Below are 21,568 nucleotides of genomic sequence, written 5' to 3' on the forward strand. Positions count from 1 at the left end.
CGGCCTTGCCGCTTGCCGCCTTTGTCTCGCATAGTGGGTGCGAGTGACGAGGGAGCGATTTGATGACCAAAGAGATTGTTCTGATCCACGGGGCCTTTGCCGGGCCGTGGTGCATGCGAGACTACGCAAATTTCTTCCGCGCGCGCGGCTGGACAGTGCACACCCCGGCGTTGCGCTATCATGGCGGGGACCCCAAGGCCGAACCCGACCCGGGCCTGACGGATACCAGCGTGATGGATTACGCCAATGATATCGCCGAGTTCGTGCAAGGGCTGGACAGCAAACCTGTGCTACTGGGTCACGCCATTGCGGGCGTTGTGGCGCAGCAGGTGGCCTCACGCGGGCTGGCCAGTGCGATTGTTCTGATCAACCCGAATGCGCCGTGGGGCACGCTGCCCGAAACCGACGACGAACGCGCCATCCCGCGTGCGCTGATGGAGGGCGGGGCGTTCTGGAAACAGCCCATGCGGGTCGAGTTCGACCTGATGGCACCCTTTGCATTGAACAAGATGCCCGAGGCGCAGCAGCACGCGGTCTTCGACCAGCTGGGTGCGGAAAGCGGACGGGTAATGTTCGAGATGTTCTTCTGGATGTTCGACGACCACCACGCGATGAAGGTGGATATCGAAAAGGTCGATTGCCCGGTGCTGGTCGTCTCAGGCACCGAGGACCGGGCCGTGAACCCCAACACCTGCCGCGCGCTGGCTGAGCTGTACGGAGAGCGCGCGACGTTTATGCCCGTGGAAGACCACGCGCATTTCCTTTTCATGGAACCCGGCTGGGAACATCCCGCCGGGCAGATCGCGGAGTGGCTGGAGAAGAAGGTGGGTTAGACCGCCCACCTTTTCGGGTCAGCGATTGACCTGAATACCGCTCTCCGGTTTCCACTTCATGGCACCGTCGCCGCCTTTGATACAACGCAACAGGTGTTCTTCGCGCGCACTGGACGTTTCGGTCACGGTGTTGTTGCCAGAGATCACAACATAGGCGTCCACCGAAAAGGCGAGGCCGTTGTAATAGCAGAACCGCAACTCTGCCCCGACCGGAATAGGCGATGCGCCGATCAGCGACTGCTGCGCGCTTGCCTGACTGGCCAGCAAGGCTAAGGCCAGCCCGAGGGTTAGTGATTTCATGTCGTCCTCCCGTTCGAAATTTATGTTCGTTCAAATTGGGTCTTGGACGCTCGGAACCTCAAAAATTGTTCTTGCATGACAGATTGCGCGCAAGTGTGAACGGGATCAACGGGTTAGGCAAGGGGGGTGTTTGGCTGGCGATTGTGGGGTGGACTCGCGCCATCCGACTAATGCTTGATAAGAAGCATCAAGCGCGCCCCCGACCTGCCCTTCAGAGCGGGTGCCAATATTTTGGAGGCGGTAATCAGTGTTTGCAGGCGCGATTTTGGTTCCGCACCCTTTACTGGCTTCATTCAAAATTAAACGACAGGTACTTTTTCCAATCCCATCGAAAATCCTGATGTGGATGGCTTCGCCCGCGTTATCCAAACACTCTCGTTTGTGAGTAAAGCCTTTACATCATGCAAACTTACTCGTGACCTAAACCCAACAATTACTTTTGTGAGGTTTAGATTTCCTCCGAAATCGAAAAAAGAGAGATCTGCACCGTGGGGATATTTTACAAACTTCCGATATTCCTCCTCATACTCCCAATGCTTAGATTTTGTTCGCATGGCATACTCGATCCACCCTCTAAACAAATTACCGTTTTCGGGCGCTAATGCTGCGTCCGGAAACGCTTCTAATGTGTCTACATAGTCTATTTTTTCTATCCATCGTGATGGTGCCCTTGTGAAATTGCTTTGGACTGTTGCATCGAACTCAAGACAAACTCCGCGATGATTGTCGGCATAGTTCGCCCACATTGAAGGGCTTTCGAAATTCCCACTAAAGGAAATGAAACCGGTCGTAGTCTCGCTGGTTTCTAGAATTTTCTGAAAGCGTTCACGACTCTTTTCACTCGCAAACCTGAATGGTCGCATTTCAAATGGATCATTGGTATCTGTTGGTTTTGAAACTTTTAGCCGCTTTAGGGCCAAAGTCTCCAAAGCGTACCGTTCACCGATAAACTTATAAATTTTCATTCACAGGCTCAAACATCCAACTCTTCCACAAACCTCGCGTTCTCCTGAATGTACTGGAACCGCAGTTCGGGTTTTTTACCCATCAGGCGCTCGACTAGATCGCCGGTCTCGCCGGGTTCGTCCTCGTCGATGGTGACGCGGATCAGTTTACGGGAGGCCGGGTCCATCGTGGTCTCTTTCAGGTCCTTGGCGTCCATTTCGCCCAGACCCTTGAAGCGGGACACGTCGATTTTGCCTTTGCCGCCCAGACCTTTCTCAAGCCATTCGTCGCGCTCGGCCTCGTCCAGGCAATAGACGCGCTTGGCACCTTGGGTCAGGCGATAGAGGGGCGGGCAGGCGAGGTAGAGGTGGCCCGCGTCAATCATTGGGCGCATCTGGGTGAAGAAGAACGTCATCAGCAGCGCCGCGATATGCGCCCCGTCCACATCCGCGTCGGTCATGATGATGACCTTGTCATAGCGCAGGTCGTCGACGTTGAACTTGGTGCCCAGCCCCACACCCAGCGCTTGCGTCAGATCGTTGATCTCGGCATTGGTGCCCAGCTTCGAACTGGCCGCGCCCAGCACGTTCAGGATCTTACCGCGCAGGGGCAAAAGCGCCTGCGTTTTGCGATTTCGGCCCATTTTTGCAGAACCGCCCGCAGAATCTCCTTCGACGATGAATAATTCGGTGCCGTCGCGTGTTGAACTAGAACAGTCCACCAACTTGCCGGGGAGACGCAGTTTCTTAGTGGCGGACTTTCGTTGTGTTTCCTTCTCGGCGCGTCGGCGCAGACGCTCCTCAGCCCGCAGGATGAGGAAGTCCAAAATAGCGCCGGCGGATTTCGTGTCCGCGGCCAGCCAGTTGTCGAAATGGTCGCGGACCGAATTCTCGACCAGCCGTTGTGCTTCGACCGTGGCCAGACGGTCTTTGGTCTGGCCCACAAATTCCGGTTCGCTGATGAAACAGGACACCAGGGCGCAGCCTCCGGTCATCAGGTCATCGCGGGTGATCTGCGCGGCCTTCTTGTTGTTGATCAGCTCGCCATAGGCTTTGATCCCTTTGAGAACCGCAGCCCAGAAGCCCGCGACATGCGTGCCGCCTTCAGGCGTGGGGACGGTGTTACAGTAGGATTGGATGAACCCGTCGCGCGAGGGCGTCCAGTTGATCGCCCATTCGACCTTGCCGGGGGTTCTGAATTTCTCGTTGAAATCCACCGTGCCGGCAAAGGGCTGCTCGGCATAGGTGGATGAGCCGTTCATCGTCTCTTTCAGATAATCGGATAGCCCGCCGGGGAAGTGAAAGGATGCTTCGGTCGGAGTTTCGCCGTCGTCGATGTGGGATTTCCAGCGGATTTCAACACCCGAGAACAGGTAAGCCTTGGAGCGGATGGATTTGAACAGCCGCGCAGGTTTAAAGCGGTGATGGCCAAAGATTTCCTCGTCCGCGTGGAAGGTCACTGTCGTGCCGCGCCGGTTGGGGGCCGCACCGATTTTTTCGACAGGACCCAGAGGGACGCCGCGTGAGAACCGCTGCTCGAACAGTTGTTTGTCGCGTGCCACCTGAACAACCATCGAATCCGACAGCGCGTTGACCACTGACGCACCCACGCCGTGCAGACCGCCAGAGGTCTGGTACGCTTTTCCCGAGAACTTACCACCCGCGTGCAAGGTGCACAGGATCACCTCGAGCGCTGATTTGCCGGGGAACTTGGGGTGCGGATCGATCGGAATGCCGCGTCCGTTGTCCCTTACAGTCAGGGCGTAGTCAGCGTGCAGTTCCACCTCGATCCGGTTGGCGTGACCAGCGACCGCCTCGTCCATCGAGTTGTCGAGGATTTCGGCCACCATATGGTGCAGCGCACGCTCATCCGTGCCGCCGATATACATGCCGGGGCGTTTTCGGACCGGTTCCAGACCCTCAAGCACCTCAATGGAAGAGGCGTCATATGTAGCGGTGGCGCTGGGCGTCAACAGATCGTCTGGCATGGGTGCTGCTCTTGTTTTTCGGTTTGATCCCATTATGGCAGGTGATGTGTCCGGGGGAAAGAGGGGCGCGAGGTGTTGTGGGTAAATGGGGTGATCGGAGGGGACGGTCGAAATTTTGAGTGTTCAATCAAGCTCTTTCAGGAACGCTTCGACCATGTCTGCAAGGTTCCCGCCGGCCAGGTTCATGAAGATTTCGAACTGATTTGCGCCGGATTCAGCGCCAGCAAGGTCAGACAGCGCCCGAAAGGCCAGGAATGGTACGCTGTTCACATCCGCAACCTGTGCTATGGCCGCCGTTTCCATGTCCATCACTCGGGCATTGAAAGTGTTATGAGCCCATTCACGGAATTTCGCGTTGTCGACGAAAGCTGTTCCTGAAACGCCGCCGCCGCCGACGTAGATTTGCGGCGCGCGGGCGAGGTGCCGACCATCCGCTGCGGTCGAAGAAAGCTCCAGTTTGCTGGCCGCTGCTTTCGCTGCAGCGAGGAAGGTCTCGTCGGCGGGAAACCAAAACTTGCTGGTTCCATGCCCGGCGAGCTCTTCGAAAACGCCCAGATTTATGGTGTGCATCATTCCGAAATTCGCGAAATCAGACGACAGAAAGGGCGGCAGTTCGTAGCCGGTGTCAGTTTCGCGCGCGAACGCCATTTCCATGTACTGTCCCCATTGAACCGGAACCGCGATATCTCCGATGGACAAGTTCGGATCGGCACCACCGGCAACACCGGACACGACAATTCCCTTGATTGCGAAATGATCGAGGGCAAGCTGGGTTGTCATGGCGGCGTTGACCATAGACACGCCCGACGAAAACACGACCACCGGCTGCCCGGCCAGCGTCCCAAGTACAAAGTCGGTTTTTGCACGTTTCACGGTCTCGGCGTCTTGAATTCTGCTTCGCAGGATTTCGATCTCGGGCTCGAAGGCGGAAATGAGGGCAATTCTGGGTGTCGTGTCGATGGGGGAACTCGGGGACGTGGGTTGGGTCATGACTTTCCTTCGCTCCGGCGGTGATTTCTGAGACAAATTTGGCACCTGTACTGCGCGCCGACAAGTGGCTTGCATAGTCACGCAACATCTCTGGGGGTTCTGTCTCGCGGATTGTTAAACGAATGATTAAGGTATTGGGAATCATCGTGAAAATGGCAGGAGGTTTCATGAGTTGGATAAAGACGGTTCCGTTCGAACAAGCCACAGGCAAGCTCAGGAAGCTTTATGAGCGGGTGACGGGGCCCGGCAACAACGTCGACAACATCATGATGGTGCATTCTCTGCGGCCACATTCGATGGAAGGCCACATGGCGTTGTACAAAAACGTTCTGCACCATTCGGCAAACACGATCCCGAAGTGGTTCCTTGAAGTGCTGGGTGTCTGGGTCAGTGCGCTGAACAGGTGCGGCTATTGTGTCGAGCATCATTACAGCGGTCTGCAGCGGTTGCTGGACGACCCGGAGCGCAGCACGGCTATTCGCGCTGCGATTGAGGTCAACTCGCCGGAAACGGCTCCGCTGAATGCCGCTCAGATCGCGGCGATGCAGTATGCGCGCAAGTTAACCGAGGCACCGGCAGACATGACCGAGAATGACGTGCTTGCCCTACGGGAAGCGGGTTGGGATGATGGTGAGATACTCGAAATCAATCAGGTCTGCGCCTATTTTTCATACGCGAACCGAACCGTTCTGGGGCTGGGGTGTTCCACGGATGGGGATATTCTGGGTCTGTCGCCGAACAATTCTGATGACCCTTCGGACTGGGGCCACAGGTAACGGCGTTAACTTTCCATCCATTCGATGATCGCCTGTGCCACCAAGTCAGGTCGTTGGTGGTGCAACCAATGATCCGCGTCCGGAATGTCGACGCGCGTGAGGTCCGGTGCGAACTCTTCGAGCCCTTCGGTCGACTCGGGCAACAACGCCTTGTCATCGCGCCCCCACAACAGCAGGTGGGGGCAGCGAACCATCAACCTCTCCTTCGGCAACTCCGGTAAATCTGTGCGCGGCATACCGGGTTTGGCGACGACCAACGGGGACGCGCGATACCAGTTCAGCATGGCCTTCAGCCGACCGGGCCGCGCCCACTCGGCGCGGTATTCCTGCATTTGCGCTTCTGACAACCAGTCTGTGCCCATGCCAAAGCGAAAGAACTGTTCGAGCTTGGCGAAATTGTCAGCTGACAGGCGCTCTGCGGCGTCCGGAGCGCGCAGGGCATTGATGTACTGCGACGCCTCGGACTGTGCCCCCCCAGCGGCCATCGCCTTTTGGAACGGCACCGGATGGACACCGTTCGCAATGATCAGCCGGCTGACCAGATCCGGGTGGAACATGGCCAACCCATAGGCCACCGACGCGCCCCAGTCATGGCCCAACACGCAGACCGGGCGACCCAGCCCTTTGATCAGCGCCACCATGTCCGCGACCAGTTGCGACAAGGCGTAGTGGCCGACGCCTTCAGGAGCCCAGCTTTGCCCGTAACCACGTTGATCCGGGGCGATGCAAAAGAAGTCGGAGGACAGATAAGGGGCCAGGTCTTGCCACGCCCCGCCGTATTCCGGAAACCCGTGCAACATCAGCAGAGGAGGCTGCGCGGGATCTCCCCAGCTGCGTAGGCAAAAGTTTTGACCATTAAGCTCGATAAACCTGCAATCCATGACCTGAAACCTGTGTTGACCACGCAAAATGCGCGGGAAAAGGTGTAGCAGTTTGATACCAATCAAGGCGGAATTTTCAAACGTTTGCTAGGCGTCCTGTTGGACAGCGCAACAAGGAGAGCCTGAATGGAAACAGTGACGCAGATCAAGAATGAGCAACCGCTTGTCAGTGTTGCGGTAACGCCCAAAACAATGCCGGCCGAACCCAGCCCCGAGAAGATCCGTCAGGCCTTTGAAAGCGGCAGGTACCCTTACGGCCGCAAGATGGCGCGTAAAACATATGAGATGGAGAAAGCGCAGCTTCAGGCCGAACTTTTGAAGGTGCAACTTTGGGCACAGGAAACCGGCCAGCGGTTTGTCTTGCTGTTCGAAGGTCGCGACGCAGCGGGCAAGGGCGGCACGATCAAACGGTTCATGGAGCATTTGAACCCCCGTCAGGCGCGCGTTGTGGCACTGAACAAACCGACCTGGGAAGAGAAGGGCCAGTGGTACTATCAGCGTTACATTCAGGAAATGCCCACTGTCGGGGAAATGGTGTTCTATGACCGCTCCTGGTACAACCGCGCCGGAGTTGAACGGGTCATGGGGTTCTGCTCGCCCAACGAGTATCTCGAGTTCATGCGTCAGACGCCCGAGCTTGAGCGGATGCTGGTGCGTTCGGGCATCCAACTGTACAAATACTGGTTCTCGGTCACGCAATCCGAACAGCAACGCCGCTTCAAAAGCCGCGAGACCGACCCCCTGAAGCAGTGGAAGCTGTCGCCCATCGACAAGGCCAGCCTGGATAAATGGGACGACTATACCGAGGCCAAAGAGGCGATGTTCTTCTATACCGACACCGCTGACGCCCCTTGGACCATCGTGAAGTCGAACGACAAGAAGCGCGCCCGCCTGAACTGCATGCGCCACTTCCTGTCTACATTGGACTATCCAGACAAGAACCTTGAGGTCATTGGCACCCCCGATCCTTTGATCGTCGGACAGGCACATCACGTGATCCAACGGTCCGAACACATTCTGGGCAATTCACTGCACCCGGAATCGTAAAGTCATCTGTCCACTGGGCTGCGGATCAGGTTTCCGAACCGGGGCGTTAGTGTCAGTGTGAAATTTCGTCGTTCGCCTCTTGTCCCGGCCTCTGGCCGGGCATATGGCTGATGCGATGAACAAGGTTATGACATATGGTGGCCACTTCAAGGCCATTGCCGTGCTGGGCCTGCCGCTGATCGGCGGGCATTTGGCCCAATTTGCAATCGGTTTGACGGATACCGTTATGCTGGGGTGGTACGGCGTCGAAGCACTGGCCGCTGTGACGCTGGCCAGCAGCTATTTCTTTGTGCTGTTCCTCTTTGGGGCAGGGTTCGGACTGGCCGTCATGCCCATGGTGGCAACCGCTGCGGCCGAAGAAGACGAAACGAGCATTCGCAGATCGACCCGCATGGGGCTGTGGTTGTCGTTAATCTACGCGGCGGTGATGATGCCGATGCTGTGGTGGTCTTACCCCATTCTCATCGCGCTGAAACAGGACCCGCAGGTTGCTGAAACCGCGTCTCAATACCTTCGCGTCGCGGGGTGGGGGTTGTTTCCTGCGCTTTTGGTCATGGTCCTGAAATCCTATCTGGCTGCGTTGGAGCGGACACAGATTGTTTTATGGATCACCGTCGCGGCCGCAATGGTCAACGCTTTCACCAACTATGCGCTGATCTTTGGCAACTGGGGCGCACCGGAACTGGGTGTGATGGGAGCGGCCATCGCCTCTGTGGTCACGCAGATCGTGTCTTTGGTCTTTGTGGTTATCTATGCCGTTCGCGTTTTGCCCGAGCACAGCCTGTTCCAACGGTTTTGGCGCCCCGACTGGGAGATGTTTCTGAGTGTCTTGCGTCTCGGCGTGCCGATTGGCCTGACAACGCTGTCCGAGGTCAGCCTGTTTGCGATGTCGGCGATTATGATGGGCTGGCTGGGGCAGGTTCCCTTGGCCGCACACGGGATTGCGCTGAACCTGGCATCCGCAACGTTCATGGTCCATCTGGGGCTGTCAAACGCGGCCACGATCCGGGCCGGGAATGCGCTGGGCCGCAAAGATCGGCCACATCTTGAAAGGGGCGCGATCGCGGTGACGGGGATGTCGCTGGCGATCTCGGTCCTGACAGTCACCCTTTTCCTGACCTGTGCTGAGCCGTTGATTTCGTTGTTCATGGAACCGGATGATCCGCAACGTTCGGAAATTCTGGCTATCGGCACCGGCCTATTGGCGATGGCGGCTTTGTTCCAGCTGGTGGACGGCGCTCAGGTGATCGCGCTGGGGCTGTTGCGTGGCTTGCAGGACGCGAAAATCCCGATGTTGATGGCTGCGCTCAGCTATTGGGGCGTGGGGATCACGTCCTCGTATTATTTCGGTTTCGTGCAGGGTATGGACGGGATTGGTGTCTGGCTGGGCCTTGTTCTGGGCCTGGCATGCGCCGCTGTAATGCTGATGGCACGCTTCTGGATGCGTTCAGTGCGTGCGGTTGGCGTACCCGCCGAGTAAACTGCGGCAGGTCACTCTTTGCCGAACCGGTCCGCCTTTTTGCGCACCAGAACGGTGCGCAGATCGTGCATCGCCAGCAGCAATCTGTCCGTCACGTCCTCAAGCTGCTCGTCCGTGGCTTTAGATTGCGCCCATTGAGTGGTCAGGTTCAGGTAATCGACTGCGCGGTGAATGTCGTCGATATCGCGCTGGGCCAAAAGCTCTTTGCGTTCGTCCATCCAACGCGCGATCTCGGCCTTGTCGGCATCGGACAAGATGCGCTGACCCTGAGGTTTCACCTCGCCGTTGCGGATATTTATGACCGCGATCTGATCCATCTCGATCCGGCGCTGACGGTTCTCGGTGTCGATCTTGAACACCGCCGCGCCGTTTTCGCGCACGCGGAAATAATATTCGGGCAGCTCTGTGGTCATCGGATTCTCCGGTCAGCGCAGAGAGGCGCAAAAGCGTTGGATGCGGGTGCAGGCTTCGGTCAGTGCCTCATCCGAGGTCGCGTAGCTGACCCGAAAGTTTGGCGACAGACCGAAGGCCGCGCCGAAAACGACGGCAACGTCCGCCTCTTCGAGCAGCGCGGTGGCAAAGGCTTCGTCCGTGTCGATGACGGTGCCCGCTGGCGTGGTCTTACCGATCAACCCCGCAATCGAAGGATAGACGTAAAACGCGCCCTCCGGGGTCGGACAGGTGACACCGTCGATCTCACTCAGCATTCGGACAACCAAATCGCGGCGGCGTTTGAACGTTTCATTGTTCGGGGCCAGAAAAGCCTGAGTTCCGTTCAGCGCTTCGACCGCAGCCCACTGGCTGACCGAACAGGGGTTCGATGTTGATTGCGATTGAATTTTGCGCATCGCGGCGATGATCTCGACCGGACCGGCGGCATAACCAATGCGCCAGCCCGTCATGGCATAAGCCTTGGAGACGCCGTTGCAGGTTAGCGTCCGGTCATACAGGCCGGGTTCTACCTCGGCCGGGGTGCAGAACTCGAATCCGTCATAGGCCAGGTGTTCATACATATCGTCGGACATGATCCAGACATGTGGATGGCGCATCAGAACATCTGTTAAAGCCTTGAGTTCCTCTCGGCTGTACCCTGCGCCGGTTGGGTTGGACGGAGAGTTAAAGATGAACCACTTGGTTTTTGGTGTAATCGCAGCCTCAAGCTGATCGGCCGTCAGTTTAAAGCTGTTCTCCAGCGTTGTTTCGACCACGACCGGAGTACCCCCGGCTAGCAACACCATATCGGGATAGCTGACCCAATAGGGGGCAGGGATGATGACCTCGTCGCCTTCGTTCATCGTGGCCATCAGCGCATTATACAGCGTCTGCTTGCCACCGGTTCCAACCGAGATCTGCGCGGGGGTGTAGTCCAGCCCGTGATCGCGCTTCATCTTGGCGCAAGCGGCCTGTTTCAACTCGGGGATACCGTCCGGCGCGGTGTACTTTGTCTTGCCCGCGGCGATGGCCGCAACCGCTGCGTCCTTGATGTTCTGCGGGGTGTCGAAATCCGGTTCACCTGCGCTCAGGCCGATAACGTCGCGCCCGGCGGCTTTTAACTCGGCTGCTTTTGCTGTCATTGCGATGGTGGGCGATGGCTTCACGCGTGACAGTGTCGCAGAAAGGAAACTCATGGGCGGCCTCGATTTGTATGTTCAGCCTGACTGTCATAGGGTGCGCTCGAATGACGATCAAGCGATATGAATTTAGGAATTGGAGACCCCGATGAACGACGAGAACGACTGGTACGGACCGGACTCAGCGACATTCGGGGACAGGTTGGCGGGGGCACGCGAAGCCGCCGGCATGACGCAGGCTCAGATGGCTCGCCGTCTTGGAGTCAAAAAAGCAACGATCGCAGCTTGGGAAAATGACCTGTCCGAGCCGCGCGCGAACCGACTGTCGATGATGGCGGGCATGGTCAACGTGTCGATCATGTGGCTGCTGACCGGCGAGGGCGAAGGCATGGATGCTCCGGTCGAAGCAGACGAAGGCACGCCCGAGCTGGCGGATATCGTGGCCGAGCTGCGCTCGATCCGCGGTGAGATGCGCGCCAGTGCCGAACGCGCCGCGAAGCTGGAGAAAAGGTTGCGTCTGATCGTGGAGCAATCCCGGTGACCGAACCTCGTGACATTCGCATCAAGCGTCTGAAAATGCGATCCATGCGCCGCGGGATCAAGGAAATGGACCTAATCCTGTCTGCCTATGCGGAACGGAACCTGACGGCGATGGATACATCCGGTCTGGATACTTACGACGCGCTGCTGCACGAAAACGATCAGGACTTGTACCAATGGGTAACGGGGCAGGTTCTGCCCCCTGAAGGTTACGCCGATCTGATATCCGACATCGCGCAGACGTTCCAAAAATAAAAGAAAAACCTGCTTAACCGATTTTTCGGGAATTCGATTCATTCTGCCTGAAACAGCGCGACTGAATCGGAGGGTCGGATGAGTATGGAAATGCAGGTCTCCGCGCCGGGAACCAAGGGGTTCATGACCAGCTATCTTGAGGCACTTGCCTTGGTGGAACGGCTGCACCGGTTGCTATTGGACGTCATCAAGGATGAGTTTGAGCGTGTTGGCGTATTGGAAATCAACGCGGTCCAAGCGTTGCTTTTGTTCAATATCGGCGATCACGAAGTCACCGCCGGTGAGTTGAAAAGCCGCGGTTATTATCAGGGCAGCAACGTCAGCTACAACCTGAAAAAGCTGGTTGAAATGGGTTATATGCATCACCAGAGATGCGAAATCGACCGCCGCTCGGTCCGAGTTCGGCTGACACCGCGCGGACGCGAGATACGAGACATCGTTTCGGAACTGTTCTCGCGTCACGCCGAAGGGTTGCAAAGCCGCGGAGTGCTGGGGTTGGAAGGTATCGACGACATCACAACATCTCTGCGGAGAGTTGAGCGCTACTGGACTGACCAGATCCGATACATCTACTGATCAGCGAACGCATCTTGGGCGTCCGAAAGGGTCAACCCTTTCAGTTCGCGGATCAGTTTTCGGGTCATGGAATCTTCGTAGGCTTCAAAGCCCAGAGCGACTTCGACAAACGCCCCGGGCCCGAGAATAACCCAGGCGTTGTAATAGGCCGACAGTTCGCCAACCTGAACGTATCGCTTGTCTCCATGAGTGGGGTCGTCGGCCCCGATCACCAGCCCGTTTACCGTGATGCCGGACGCCCGCAACATGCGTTTTGCTTCGCGCGGATGGGGGCCAAGGTTGTGCTTGCCGTCCCCGGACAGGTCCAGCGTCCGTTTCCAGCATTCCTGCTGTTTGGATAGCAACTCAGCTCCAAAAAGCATTGCAGAGCCAACTGCGGTGCCCCGAGGGGCGCTGCTGCGTTCCACGTTGTTCAAAAGGGTGCTGATCCGTGTCAGGTCGTGTGTCGTACGGATTTCAGTCCAGTTCAACAGCATGCGGTGATGGCGGGGCTCACTCCATTCGTAGATGGCCATTTTAATAGGCGCGCCAATGTCCGACAGGATCAGCCGGACGACCTCAGGTCGTTGCAATGCGGCAGCCAGCCCGTCCAATTGTAACCGGTATTCCCGAGTGTCGACAGAGCCGGACACGTCGAGCCCCAAAGCCAACGCCTGTCTGCATTCCGAAGCGGCGGAATTGCCCAAGATGGTGAAAAGGACGGCCAAAACACGGATCATTGGCGCGCAGCGTCCCGCAAAGCGCCGATCTGAAGCCCCGACAATTCGCGTTCCAGTTTGCGGCGCATGGCGCGTTCGAAATCTTCGAACCCTTGCGCGACCTCAAGAAAAGCACCGGGGCCATGCAGCACATTGTTTTCAAAGAACGGGATGAGGAACAGTTCGCCTTCAAAGTCTGCAGCGTTGATGACCAGCCCGTTGACCACCGTGTTTTCAAACGGAAAGTGCCGGTACGCTGAATCGGGCCCATAGCCGTCATTGTTGGAGCCATCCCCCGACAAATCGATGGTTTGAAACAGACAAGGAGGTGCCTGCTGCATCAAAGTCGCACCGAATGCCAGAGCATAGCCCATCGCTGTGGCCGACCCGCTGTCCGAACGGACAGATTGTTGCACGGTCGATGCCGCGACCAGCAGGTCTGCCTCTGACGTAATCATCGTCCAATCAAGAATGACCCGCTGGGTCGTGCGGCCGCTCCATTCATACACGGCCAACGCAACCGGCATGGGAGAGGAAAAAAAGGCCTCGACCACCTCAGGCGCAATCAACGCGGCTGCCAGCCCTTGCCGTTGCAGTATGTCTTCGGTCTCATCGACCGAGGTCGAGATATCCATGGCCAAGGCCAGGGCAAGACGACAGGTCTCGGCCCGAACAGGGCTGGCCATTGCGGCCAGACCCAATGCTATCAGCCAGCGGATCACCAGTGGCCAGTGCTTTCCATGCTGGCCCAGGGCTCGGCCGGTTCCAGCGCTTCGCCGTTTTGCAGCAGCTCGACCGAGATATTGTCGGGCGAGCGGACAAACGCCATACGACCGTCACGGGGGGGGCGGTTGATGACCACCCCATTGTCCTGCAGGTGCTGGCAAACTTCGTAGATGTTGTCGACCCCATACGCGAGGTGCCCGAAATGCCGACTGTCGCTGGGCAGGGCGTCATCTCCGTCCCAGTTGTGAGTCAATTCGATCGGTCGGTCCTCTTGCCCCGGAGGGGCCATGAAGATCAGCGAAAACCGTCCGGATTCGCTGTCGTACCGGCGGGTTTCTTTCAGTCCCAGCAATTCAAAAAACGCCATCGACTTCTCCAGATCCTTCACGCGGATCATGGTGTGAAGATATGTCAGCCCCATAGCGGCTTCCTTTCCGTTCAGGTGATGCGCAGCAGCTTAGCGCACGATCATTGAGTGTCGAGGGGCAGTTCGGACACAATTTAGGAATTGGACAATTGCGCGCACATATCGCGGTTCCGGTAACCGTATTGCCGAGATATAGTGGTAGGCGACTCATTGCTGGAAAGGAAATTTCATGCCGCTCTCCTCTGACCAACTGGCCGAGATCGAAGCGCAACGGGCGCAATCGCATCCAACACGCCGCGTTGTGGCTGAGGGTATGGAAGACCACCTCTATACCGCCCATCAGGTGCTGGACCATGGCTTTGTGCGCGTGATCGACTATATGGGCGATGACGCGGCGATCTGCCAGGCGGCGCGTGTGTCTTACGGCAAGGGCACCAAGTCGGTTCAGAATGATGAAGGCCTAATCCGGTATCTGATGCGCCATTGGCACTCGACCCCGTTTGAAATGTGCGAGATCAAGCTGCACGTCAAACTGCCGGTCTTCGTGGCGCGCCAATGGATCCGTCACCGTACAGCAAATGTGAATGAGTATTCCGCCCGCTATTCGATCCTGGATCGAGAGTTCTACATTCCCGCGCCGGACCATGTCGCCGCTCAATCCGAAGTGAACAATCAGGGCCGGGGCGAAGCGCTGCAGGGGGAAGAGGCTGCGCGCGTGCTTGAGATGCTCAAGGCCGACAGCGCGCGGTGCTATGACAATTACGAAGCGATGATCAGCCAAGATGGTCAGCAGGGACTGGCGCGCGAATTGGCGCGGATGAACCTGCCCGCGAACATCTATACTCAGTGGTACTGGAAGGTGGATCTGCACAACCTGTTCCACTTCCTGCGCCTGCGTGCCGATCCGCATGCCCAGTATGAAATTCGCGTCTACGCGGACACCATGTGCAAGATCGTCGCCGACTGGGTGCCGTTCGCGTACAAGGCGTTCGAAGATTACCGGTTGGGCGCTGTCAATCTGTCGGCCCAGATGGTCGATAGCCTGCGGCGTATGCTGGCCGGTGAAGCCGTGACACAGGAAAATTCAGGCATGACCGCGCGGGAATGGCGCGAGTTCGAAGCTGTCATACGCGAGACCTGACGTTCTCTCAGGCATAGCGATTGTCTATACGCGGTGTCATGAAGCTGTTACGATTGCCTCATGGCACCAGTCTCTTTTATCCGTTGCTCGTGTTTGGCGTTCGCCCTATCGGCACAGCCCGGTCTGGCAAAGTCGCCAATCGCCGAAGTGCTTTGCGAGCCGACCTCCAGATTGCACGAAAAACTAGAACGTCAGTTCAGGTCCCAGCGTGCGGCGACAGGGCTGCGCGGACCAGAGCAACTGATGGAGGTCTGGACCAGCGACACGGGTGACTGGACAATGGTGGTGACATATTCCAGCGGCACGTCCTGCATCGTGGCGATGGGACAAGACTGGTACACTCATGCCGATAAGAAGCCGGCGCGAGGATAAGGTTTCCAACCTTAGGTAATGGACAACGGCCGGAAATTGGCCGTTGACCTGCTTTTAGTACCCGCAGATGACGGGGTGTTTTATAACGGCTTCAAATCAGAGGCCATTTGGCGGCCGTCGCGTCCGTCTTGCAACTCGTACGAGACTTTCTGATTGTCAGCGAGCCCGGTCAAACCGGACCGTTCAACGGCCGAGATATGAACAAAAACGTCCTTGCCACCTTCATCAGGGGCAATGAACCCATAGCCTTTCGTGGTATTAAACCATTTCACGGTGCCAGTTGGCATTTCCCGTGTCTCCTTCTACTTACGCGTTGTCCCACAAAAATGGTGGGGGCAGTCGTTGACGCAACCACAACACATCACCGCTTCGCCCACACGACGCGGCCCGGATTGCGTGTTTCGTCTTTTTCAACATTGCACGGTGAAGTAAAAAATCAAGAATTACCGAGTGAAGCAGGCGAAAATGCCAAAAATTCATACAAATACAGGAGCAGCCTAAGCATGCGTCTTTACGGCCTGAAAAACTGCGATACGTGCCGCAAGGCATTGAAAACACTCCCAGATGTTGAGTTCATTGATGTTCGGGCGCAAGGTGTGCCTGAATCTTTGCTGAAGCAGGCGTTAAACGCCTTCGGCGAAGCTTTGCTCAACACGCGGTCGACGACATGGCGTGGATTGGATGCAGAACAGCGCAGTCGGCCTCCTCTGGAATTGCTTCAGGAGCACCCGACTTTGATGAAGCGTCCCCTGATCGAAAACGACGGTGCGTTGCTGTTGGGCTGGACAGCTGAGACCAAGGCAAGCCTTGGCGTTGCTTGATCAGGTGCTTATGTGTCTGGCGTGAAAATGAGGGTTTAAATGCGCAACGCATCCATGATTTTGGGCATCATTGCCGGGTTGATCGGAATGATCGTCGGCTTCTTCGGGTATGGCTATATCGAGTTCATAGACTACTACGGCGAGATCGAAGGCATTGCCGAGCAGGTAGACAATGCTCAGTTCATCCAGGCGGCGTCCATTATTGCGCCTCTTCTGGCCATCGCAGGGGGCGCAATGGCGCATGCTCGGGCTCTGATCGGTGGGGTATTGCTGCTGATCTCGGCCGTCGGCATGTACTACGCGTTTGGTTTCAACGCGTTCACAATGTTCCCGGTGGCCTTTGCCGCCGTGGCGGGAATCCTTGGGCTGGCCGCAGGTAAGCCGGACGAGCCCAAGGCACATTTCTAAATTACTTGATGCGCAGGATCCGGTCGAGCGAGAGCGGACCTGCGCCATTGATCACGATCACAAGCAGCAGGAAGGTCCACAGCGTCCGGTCGTCCAGCAAGCTCACGGCGTTGGTGAAGTAGCTGCCCAACTCGGTGCCGTGCCCGTTGACGTCCACAACGGTCTGGACCCAGACAAAGGCGACCATGCCCAATGCGGCAAACCGCGACAGCAGGCCGATAACGATCAGTGTTGGCAGAAGGAATTCTGCCCATGTCCCTGCGACAGCAATGGCCCAGTGAAAAATGCCCAATTGTGAGCTGTCATAGCTGACCGCTTCCATCGCCTTGGGGAAGATCTGGACATAGGCGCCGTCCGACGGGGACAGAAAGCCGAAGAAGCCGCTGCCTAATTTGGTTTTTGCCGAATTCCAGTAATACACCAGCAAAGTTGCCGCAAAAACCAGCCGCGCCAGGGTCGGTGTCAACCAGCCAGAGATTACTTCCAGCCTTCCCAGGGTGTTGTTGTGCAATGAGATCAGGGCAGTCATGTTGCCAGCCTTTCGATAGTCACAGAGGTTATTGCGCCGCCTTGCAATAGCAGCGCCAGAGTGGCCCCAAGGTCAAATTCGGGGAATTCAGCAGACGTTTGTTCAAACGCTTCGCCAATGGTTTGTCCGGCTTGCACGCGCGCGATCCAAGCCGCGCCGCCTGCTGGCAGAAGTTGTGGTGTTGGGTCGTATTCGGGCCGAGTAATCAGAACGTCCTCGGCACCGGGGGTGGGTTTCGGGGCGTCAACTTCCGAGTTGAAGCGCCAGACCGAGAACAGCGGCCACTCGGATTTCACGACCTGCATTGATGGTGCAAACTCTAGTTGCGCCTGTACGATCTCTTCCGGTGGGATGGAGAGAGCATCAGCCGGGGCGGCCTCGCTGTCGGCAGCGTGGTACGAATGACGCAGTGCCAGTTCCAACCTGGCCACATCCGAAAGATAGCCAAGGTGCGAAAGCTGTTCCATTCCAGCGAGGAACTCGGGGAACTCTTCGCCGTAGAACATCATCAGAGGGGAAGAGGGCGGATGCTTGCGCAGAAAAATCCCCGCCAGCCCGTCCATGTTCTGAGGCCCCAACAGGCGCGTTATAACAGGAAAGGCCTGATGCATGGCCTCGGTCAGCGAGACAGCGACGTTGTTGCGATAGACGCTGAACCGTCTTCCCGCCGGATGTTCTGCGGCATCCAGCAGTCCGTCCGGAACAGCCGCCGACGGGTCCAGCAGCGCATCATGGAAAATTGTTTGCGAAACGCTCATGCCGGAATGCGGTCCAGAGCCGCTTGCGCGCGGTCCGCTTCGGCTCGCAGAATTGGCCAGTCTGGTACGTCTGTATCCCACTCGATCAGAACGGGTTTGGGGCCAGAGCGCTCCAGAACATAATCCAGCAAGGTCCACACAGGATCGACCACTTCGCGCCCATGGCTGTCGATCAAAAGGGGGCGACCGTGGTCGTCTTCATCTTCATCATGACCACCCAGGTGGATCTCTGCGACTTTTTCAAGTGGGTAGGCGTCGATGTAGCCTTGCGGTGAAAAGTCCAGATTGGTTGCCGAAACAAAAACATTGTTCACGTCCAGCAACAGACCGCAGCCAGTACGCCGTGCAACCTCGCGCAGGAAGTCGGGCTCGGACCATGTGCTTTCTTCGAAAGCCAGATAGCTGGATGGGTTTTCCAACAGCATCTGCCGCCCCACGGTTTCCTGAACCTCGTCGATATGTGCGCAAACTCGGGCGAGCGTCCCGTCGGTGTAGGGCAGGGGCAGAAGGTCGTTTAGAAAATGGCTGTCATGAGTCGACCACGCCAGATGCTCGGAAAAGCTGGCCGGGTTCAGCCATCCTACCAAGTGCTTCAGGCGCGCAAGGTGATCGGGGTCAAGGGGGCCTTCTCCACCGATAGAGAGGCCGACGCCGTGGACCGAGATCGGAAACTGCTGAGAAAGATGGCGCAGTTGCGCAAGCGGCCTGCCACCATCGCCCATGTAATTTTCAGCGTGAATTTCAAGCCACGCGACCGGTTGGGCGTGGTCCAGAATCTGTTCAAAATGCTGAGGTTTATAGCCGACGCCCGGCGCTGCGGGCAGCCTGTTCGATCGAAGTGTACTATCCAGCATTTGCAAATCCTCCGGTCACGAAAAGAGGCGGGCGATAGTGCCCGCCCCTTCGGTTCTCAGATGCTTGGGCTTATGCCGGCAGGTCGCGTTCCAGCGGCTCCAGCGAACCTTTGCGCGGGGTGCCGTTTGCTTCGGCGGGCAGCTCGATATCGGCGCAGGTGCCTGCGTCGACCAGAGTCCAGGCGTTGCCCTGATAGTCAACGGTCGAGGTGCCGGCGCAGGTGGTGCCGGGGCCTGCAGCGCAGTCGTTCTGACCGGCTTTTGACACGCCATAGCATTTCTCTTTGGCTTGTGCGGTTGCGGTTGTAGCTGCGCCCGATACGGCTGCTGCAACTGCGGTTGCGATAACCAGGGTTTTTGCGGTGTTCGACATCTCGGTAATCCCTTTTGATGACTGCGTATGTCTTCTTGTGACAATGACAAAGGTAGTAGCTTAATTGGGGCAGGTGAATTCACGAGCCCGTGTCTCACAACCCCGTCAAAGAGCGTAATGCCCCCTTGAAGGTTAACAAATTGTTTTTGAAATGAAAAATGGAAATTGTTTCAATCCGGCCCCGAATTTAGGGCCGGATTTATGGCGATATGCTGCCGAATGTTACAGAAGGTCAGGCGGGGTTGCGGCCTGCGCCAGCTCTTTTGTTACAGCCTCAAGCGATTGAACCTGCGTCTGTTTTTCACCGAGGCGGCGCACGCTTACGGTGCGCTCGTCAACTTCGCGATGACCGACGGCCAGAATGACCGGAACCTTGCCGACCGAGTGCTCGCGGACTTTGTAGTTGATCTTCTCGTTGCGAATATCCGCTTCGGCACGGACGCCCGCAGCCTTGAGGGTTTCAACCACTTCCAGCACATAGTCATCCGCTTCGGACGTGATCGAGGCGACAACCACCTGACGCGGGGCCAGCCAGAACGGCAGCTTACCGGCGTGCTCTTCGATCAGGATGCCGATGAAGCGCTCGAACGAGCCAAGGCAGGCGCGGTGCAGCATAACGGGGCGATGCTTGGCACCATCAGCACCGATGTAAGTCGCATCCAGTCGCTCAGGCAGAACAAAGTCCACCTGGAATGTGCCGCATTGCCAATCGCGTCCAATGGCGTCTGTCAGGACGAACTCAAGCTTCGGGCCATAGAAGGCACCTTCGCCCGGGTTCAGTTCTGGTTCAACGCCTGCCGCTCGGGTCGCGGTCAGCAGAGCTTCTTCTGCCTTGTCCCAGACTTCGTCGGAACCGGCGCGCTGTTCGGGACGATCAGAAAACTTCACTTTAAAGCTATCGAACCCGAGGTCCTTGTAAACATTGGTCAGGAACCCGATGAAGAGGGCGCACTCTTCGCCGATCTGATCTTCGGTTGAGAAGATATGAGCGTCGTCCTGGGCGAAACCACGTACGCGCATAATGCCATGCAGGGCACCCGACGGTTCGTACCGTGCGCACGATCCAAACTCGGCCATACGCAACGGCAGATCGCGGTAGGATTTCAGACCCTGCTTGAAGATTTCTACATGGCAGGGGCAGTTCATCGGCTTGAGCGCGTTTACCGATTTCTCTCGCGCGTGTTCCTCGTCCACTTCGACAATGAACATATGCTCTTGGTACTTGTCCCAATGGCCGGACTTTTCCCACAGCTTGCGGTCTACGACCTGCGGCGTGTTCACTTCGACATAACCGCCACGATGCTGGGCGCGGCGCATATAGTCCTGCAGTTGCGTGTAAATGGTCCAGCCGTTCGGGTGCCAGAAGATCTGGCCGGGGGCCTCTTCCTGCATGTGGAACAGGTCCATCTCGCGGCCCAGCTTGCGGTGGTCGCGTTTGGCGGCCTCTTCCAGCATGTGCAGGTGGGCTTTCAGCTTTTCCTTGCCGGTAAAGGCTACGCCGTAGATCCGCTGCAACATCGCGCGCGAGCTGTCGCCACGCCAATAGGCGCCAGCAATGCTCATCAGCTTGAAGGCGTCGCCCGGCAATTGGCCGGTATGCTGAAGATGCGGTCCGCGGCATAGATCCTGCCAATGCCCGTGCCAGTACATCCGTAGCGGCTCATCACCGGGAATGGATTCGATCAGCTCGACCTTGTAGGGCTCGTTATTGGCCTTGTAGAACTCGATCGCGCGGTCGCGGTCCCAGACCTCGGTGGTGACGGGGTCCCGCTTGTTGATGATCTCTTTCATCTTTTTCTCGATGAGGCCGAGATCTTCGGGCGTGAACGGTTCATCCCGATCGAAGTCATAGTACCAACCGTTTTCGATAACGGGGCCGATGGTGACTTTGGTCGCGGGCCAGATTTCCTGAACCGCACGCGCCATCACATGCGCCAGATCGTGACGGATCAGTTCGTTGGCCTGCTCTTCATCCTTCATCGTGTGGATGGCGATGTCGGCATCCGCATCAATTGGCCATTGCAGGTCCCAATGCTTGCCGTTCACCGTTGCGGAAATGGCCTTCTTGGCCAGAGAGGTCGAGATATCGGCAGCCACTTGCGCCGGCGTTACGCCTGCGTCGTAGGATCGTGCATTGCCATCGGGAAAAGTAAGGGAGACTGACTGTGAGTCCAGGGCCATATCGGCTCTCCTCGTCGGTTTGGCGCCCACTGAACGCCCGGTTGCGGGTTATTGTGTGCGCCTCATGTGGCAGGTGCAGCATCAGCTGTCAAGAATGGAGGGCTGCAAAACTGACGCGGCGAGAGGTTGGAATTCGGCAATTGCGGCCCGTGTGCAGCC

General features: G+C 57.4%; 27 protein-coding genes. 11 read left to right on the forward strand and 16 right to left on the reverse strand.

Annotation, left to right across the window (positions count from 1 at the left end; all coding sequences use genetic code 11):
• Positions 1-62: 62 nt before the first annotated feature.
• On the forward strand, positions 63-833 hold the full coding sequence (locus ACR0AA_RS00440) for an alpha/beta hydrolase (RefSeq protein WP_480661075.1): 771 nt from the start codon (positions 63-65) through the stop codon (positions 831-833).
• An 18-nt stretch (positions 834-851) separates the two neighbouring features.
• On the opposite strand, the gene ACR0AA_RS00445 is transcribed toward ACR0AA_RS00440, so the two are convergent.
• From ACR0AA_RS00445 to ACR0AA_RS00460, 4 genes are all read right to left on the reverse strand, one after another.
• The gene (locus ACR0AA_RS00445; protein ID WP_480755245.1) at positions 852-1,133 is read right to left on the reverse strand and encodes a hypothetical protein; all 282 of its coding nucleotides are present in this window, start codon (positions 1,131-1,133) and stop codon (positions 852-854) included.
• 299 nt (positions 1,134-1,432) lie between these two features.
• Complete coding sequence (locus ACR0AA_RS00450) at positions 1,433-2,098, reverse strand: DUF2971 domain-containing protein (protein ID WP_480755246.1); 666 nt, start codon at positions 2,096-2,098, stop codon at positions 1,433-1,435.
• 8 nt (positions 2,099-2,106) lie between these two features.
• On the reverse strand, positions 2,107-4,065 hold the full coding sequence (gene parE, locus ACR0AA_RS00455; RefSeq protein WP_480755247.1) for a DNA topoisomerase IV subunit B: 1,959 nt from the start codon (positions 4,063-4,065) through the stop codon (positions 2,107-2,109).
• Positions 4,066-4,188: 123 nt separating this feature from the next.
• On the reverse strand, positions 4,189-5,055 hold the full coding sequence (locus tag ACR0AA_RS00460) for a 5'-methylthioadenosine/S-adenosylhomocysteine nucleosidase (RefSeq protein ID WP_480755248.1): 867 nt from the start codon (positions 5,053-5,055) through the stop codon (positions 4,189-4,191).
• 167 nt (positions 5,056-5,222) lie between these two features.
• Between ACR0AA_RS00460 and ACR0AA_RS00465 the strand changes: the two genes are divergently transcribed.
• Positions 5,223-5,831: a carboxymuconolactone decarboxylase family protein gene (locus ACR0AA_RS00465; RefSeq protein ID WP_480661066.1), complete on the forward strand. Its 609-nt coding sequence runs from the start codon at positions 5,223-5,225 to the stop codon at positions 5,829-5,831.
• 5 nt (positions 5,832-5,836) lie between these two features.
• Here the strand turns inward: ACR0AA_RS00465 and ACR0AA_RS00470 are convergent, their stop codons facing one another.
• The gene (locus ACR0AA_RS00470) at positions 5,837-6,712 is read right to left on the reverse strand and encodes an alpha/beta fold hydrolase (protein ID WP_480755249.1); all 876 of its coding nucleotides are present in this window, start codon (positions 6,710-6,712) and stop codon (positions 5,837-5,839) included.
• A gap of 192 nt (positions 6,713-6,904) precedes the next feature.
• Between ACR0AA_RS00470 and ppk2 the strand changes: the two genes are divergently transcribed.
• Both ppk2 and ACR0AA_RS00480 read left to right on the forward strand, forming a co-directional pair.
• The gene (gene ppk2, locus ACR0AA_RS00475) at positions 6,905-7,759 is read left to right on the forward strand and encodes a polyphosphate kinase 2 (protein WP_480755403.1); all 855 of its coding nucleotides are present in this window, start codon (positions 6,905-6,907) and stop codon (positions 7,757-7,759) included.
• 115 nt (positions 7,760-7,874) lie between these two features.
• Complete coding sequence (locus tag ACR0AA_RS00480; RefSeq protein ID WP_480661213.1) at positions 7,875-9,239, forward strand: MATE family efflux transporter; 1,365 nt, start codon at positions 7,875-7,877, stop codon at positions 9,237-9,239.
• Positions 9,240-9,250: 11 nt separating this feature from the next.
• Here ACR0AA_RS00480 and ACR0AA_RS00485 read toward each other — a convergent pair whose 3' ends face one another.
• Positions 9,251-9,652, reverse strand: coding sequence for a hypothetical protein (locus ACR0AA_RS00485; RefSeq protein WP_480661060.1), 402 nt, complete (start codon positions 9,650-9,652; stop codon positions 9,251-9,253).
• A 12-nt stretch (positions 9,653-9,664) separates the two neighbouring features.
• Positions 9,665-10,867 carry a pyridoxal phosphate-dependent aminotransferase gene (locus tag ACR0AA_RS00490; protein WP_480661059.1) on the reverse strand — a complete coding sequence of 401 codons (1,203 nt, stop codon included), beginning with the start codon at positions 10,865-10,867 and terminating at the stop codon, positions 9,665-9,667.
• A 91-nt stretch (positions 10,868-10,958) separates the two neighbouring features.
• Between ACR0AA_RS00490 and ACR0AA_RS00495 the strand changes: the two genes are divergently transcribed.
• The 3 genes from ACR0AA_RS00495 to ACR0AA_RS00505 all read left to right on the forward strand — a co-directional run bounded on the left by ACR0AA_RS00495 (position 10,959) and on the right by ACR0AA_RS00505 (position 12,181).
• Positions 10,959-11,351 (forward strand): helix-turn-helix domain-containing protein, encoded by a 393-nt coding sequence (locus ACR0AA_RS00495; protein ID WP_480661058.1) that lies wholly within the window; start codon positions 10,959-10,961, stop codon positions 11,349-11,351.
• Complete coding sequence (locus tag ACR0AA_RS00500; RefSeq protein ID WP_480661056.1) at positions 11,348-11,605, forward strand: succinate dehydrogenase assembly factor 2; 258 nt, start codon at positions 11,348-11,350, stop codon at positions 11,603-11,605. The genes ACR0AA_RS00495 and ACR0AA_RS00500 overlap by 4 nt, the downstream gene beginning before the upstream one ends.
• 78 nt (positions 11,606-11,683) lie before the next feature.
• On the forward strand, positions 11,684-12,181 hold the full coding sequence (locus ACR0AA_RS00505; protein ID WP_209222537.1) for a MarR family winged helix-turn-helix transcriptional regulator: 498 nt from the start codon (positions 11,684-11,686) through the stop codon (positions 12,179-12,181).
• On the opposite strand, the gene ACR0AA_RS00510 is transcribed toward ACR0AA_RS00505, so the two are convergent.
• From ACR0AA_RS00510 to ACR0AA_RS00520, 3 genes are read right to left on the reverse strand one after another with little or no spacing between them, the layout of a single operon-like run.
• Positions 12,175-12,900 (reverse strand): DUF1194 domain-containing protein, encoded by a 726-nt coding sequence (locus ACR0AA_RS00510; protein WP_480661055.1) that lies wholly within the window; start codon positions 12,898-12,900, stop codon positions 12,175-12,177. The genes ACR0AA_RS00505 and ACR0AA_RS00510 overlap by 7 nt on opposite strands.
• Positions 12,897-13,601 carry a DUF1194 domain-containing protein gene (locus tag ACR0AA_RS00515; RefSeq protein ID WP_480755250.1) on the reverse strand — a complete coding sequence of 235 codons (705 nt, stop codon included), beginning with the start codon at positions 13,599-13,601 and terminating at the stop codon, positions 12,897-12,899. Before ACR0AA_RS00515 ends, ACR0AA_RS00510 begins: the two co-directional genes overlap by 4 nt.
• On the reverse strand, positions 13,598-14,026 hold the full coding sequence (locus ACR0AA_RS00520; protein WP_480661052.1) for a VOC family protein: 429 nt from the start codon (positions 14,024-14,026) through the stop codon (positions 13,598-13,600). The genes ACR0AA_RS00515 and ACR0AA_RS00520 overlap by 4 nt, the downstream gene beginning before the upstream one ends.
• Before the next feature lie 175 nt (positions 14,027-14,201).
• Between ACR0AA_RS00520 and thyX the strand changes: the two genes are divergently transcribed.
• Together thyX and ACR0AA_RS00530 are read left to right on the forward strand one after the other, a co-directional pair.
• Positions 14,202-15,113, forward strand: coding sequence for an FAD-dependent thymidylate synthase (gene thyX, locus ACR0AA_RS00525; RefSeq protein ID WP_480661050.1), 912 nt, complete (start codon positions 14,202-14,204; stop codon positions 15,111-15,113).
• A 60-nt stretch (positions 15,114-15,173) separates the two neighbouring features.
• Positions 15,174-15,485, forward strand: coding sequence for a hypothetical protein (locus ACR0AA_RS00530; protein WP_480661048.1), 312 nt, complete (start codon positions 15,174-15,176; stop codon positions 15,483-15,485).
• Positions 15,486-15,565: 80 nt separating this feature from the next.
• On the opposite strand, the gene ACR0AA_RS00535 is transcribed toward ACR0AA_RS00530, so the two are convergent.
• Positions 15,566-15,772 (reverse strand): cold-shock protein, encoded by a 207-nt coding sequence (locus ACR0AA_RS00535; RefSeq protein WP_138839651.1) that lies wholly within the window; start codon positions 15,770-15,772, stop codon positions 15,566-15,568.
• 216 nt (positions 15,773-15,988) lie between these two features.
• Between ACR0AA_RS00535 and ACR0AA_RS00540 the strand changes: the two genes are divergently transcribed.
• Positions 15,989-16,306 carry an ArsC/Spx/MgsR family protein gene (locus ACR0AA_RS00540; protein ID WP_480755404.1) on the forward strand — a complete coding sequence of 106 codons (318 nt, stop codon included), beginning with the start codon at positions 15,989-15,991 and terminating at the stop codon, positions 16,304-16,306.
• Positions 16,307-16,345: 39 nt separating this feature from the next.
• The gene (locus ACR0AA_RS00545; RefSeq protein ID WP_480661046.1) at positions 16,346-16,714 is read left to right on the forward strand and encodes a hypothetical protein; all 369 of its coding nucleotides are present in this window, start codon (positions 16,346-16,348) and stop codon (positions 16,712-16,714) included.
• A gap of 1 nt (position 16,715) precedes the next feature.
• Here ACR0AA_RS00545 and ACR0AA_RS00550 read toward each other — a convergent pair whose 3' ends face one another.
• From ACR0AA_RS00550 to thrS, 5 genes are all read right to left on the reverse strand, one after another.
• Entirely contained in the window at positions 16,716-17,243 is a 528-nt protein-coding gene (locus ACR0AA_RS00550; protein WP_480755251.1) for a DoxX family protein, read from the reverse strand.
• A complete protein-coding gene (locus tag ACR0AA_RS00555) occupies positions 17,240-18,001 on the reverse strand; it encodes an HvfC/BufC family peptide modification chaperone (RefSeq protein WP_480661042.1) in 762 nt (253 codons plus the stop codon). Before ACR0AA_RS00555 ends, ACR0AA_RS00550 begins: the two co-directional genes overlap by 4 nt.
• A complete protein-coding gene (gene bufB / locus ACR0AA_RS00560; protein ID WP_480661041.1) occupies positions 17,998-18,855 on the reverse strand; it encodes an MNIO family bufferin maturase in 858 nt (285 codons plus the stop codon). Before bufB ends, ACR0AA_RS00555 begins: the two co-directional genes overlap by 4 nt.
• 70 nt (positions 18,856-18,925) lie before the next feature.
• Positions 18,926-19,228 (reverse strand): BufA1 family periplasmic bufferin-type metallophore, encoded by a 303-nt coding sequence (locus tag ACR0AA_RS00565; protein ID WP_480661040.1) that lies wholly within the window; start codon positions 19,226-19,228, stop codon positions 18,926-18,928.
• Between the two features lie 222 nt (positions 19,229-19,450).
• Positions 19,451-21,409 (reverse strand): threonine--tRNA ligase, encoded by a 1,959-nt coding sequence (gene thrS / locus ACR0AA_RS00570; RefSeq protein ID WP_480661038.1) that lies wholly within the window; start codon positions 21,407-21,409, stop codon positions 19,451-19,453.
• Positions 21,410-21,568 lie beyond the last annotated feature (159 nt).

This window comes from Ruegeria sp. CE8, assembly GCF_056537465.1.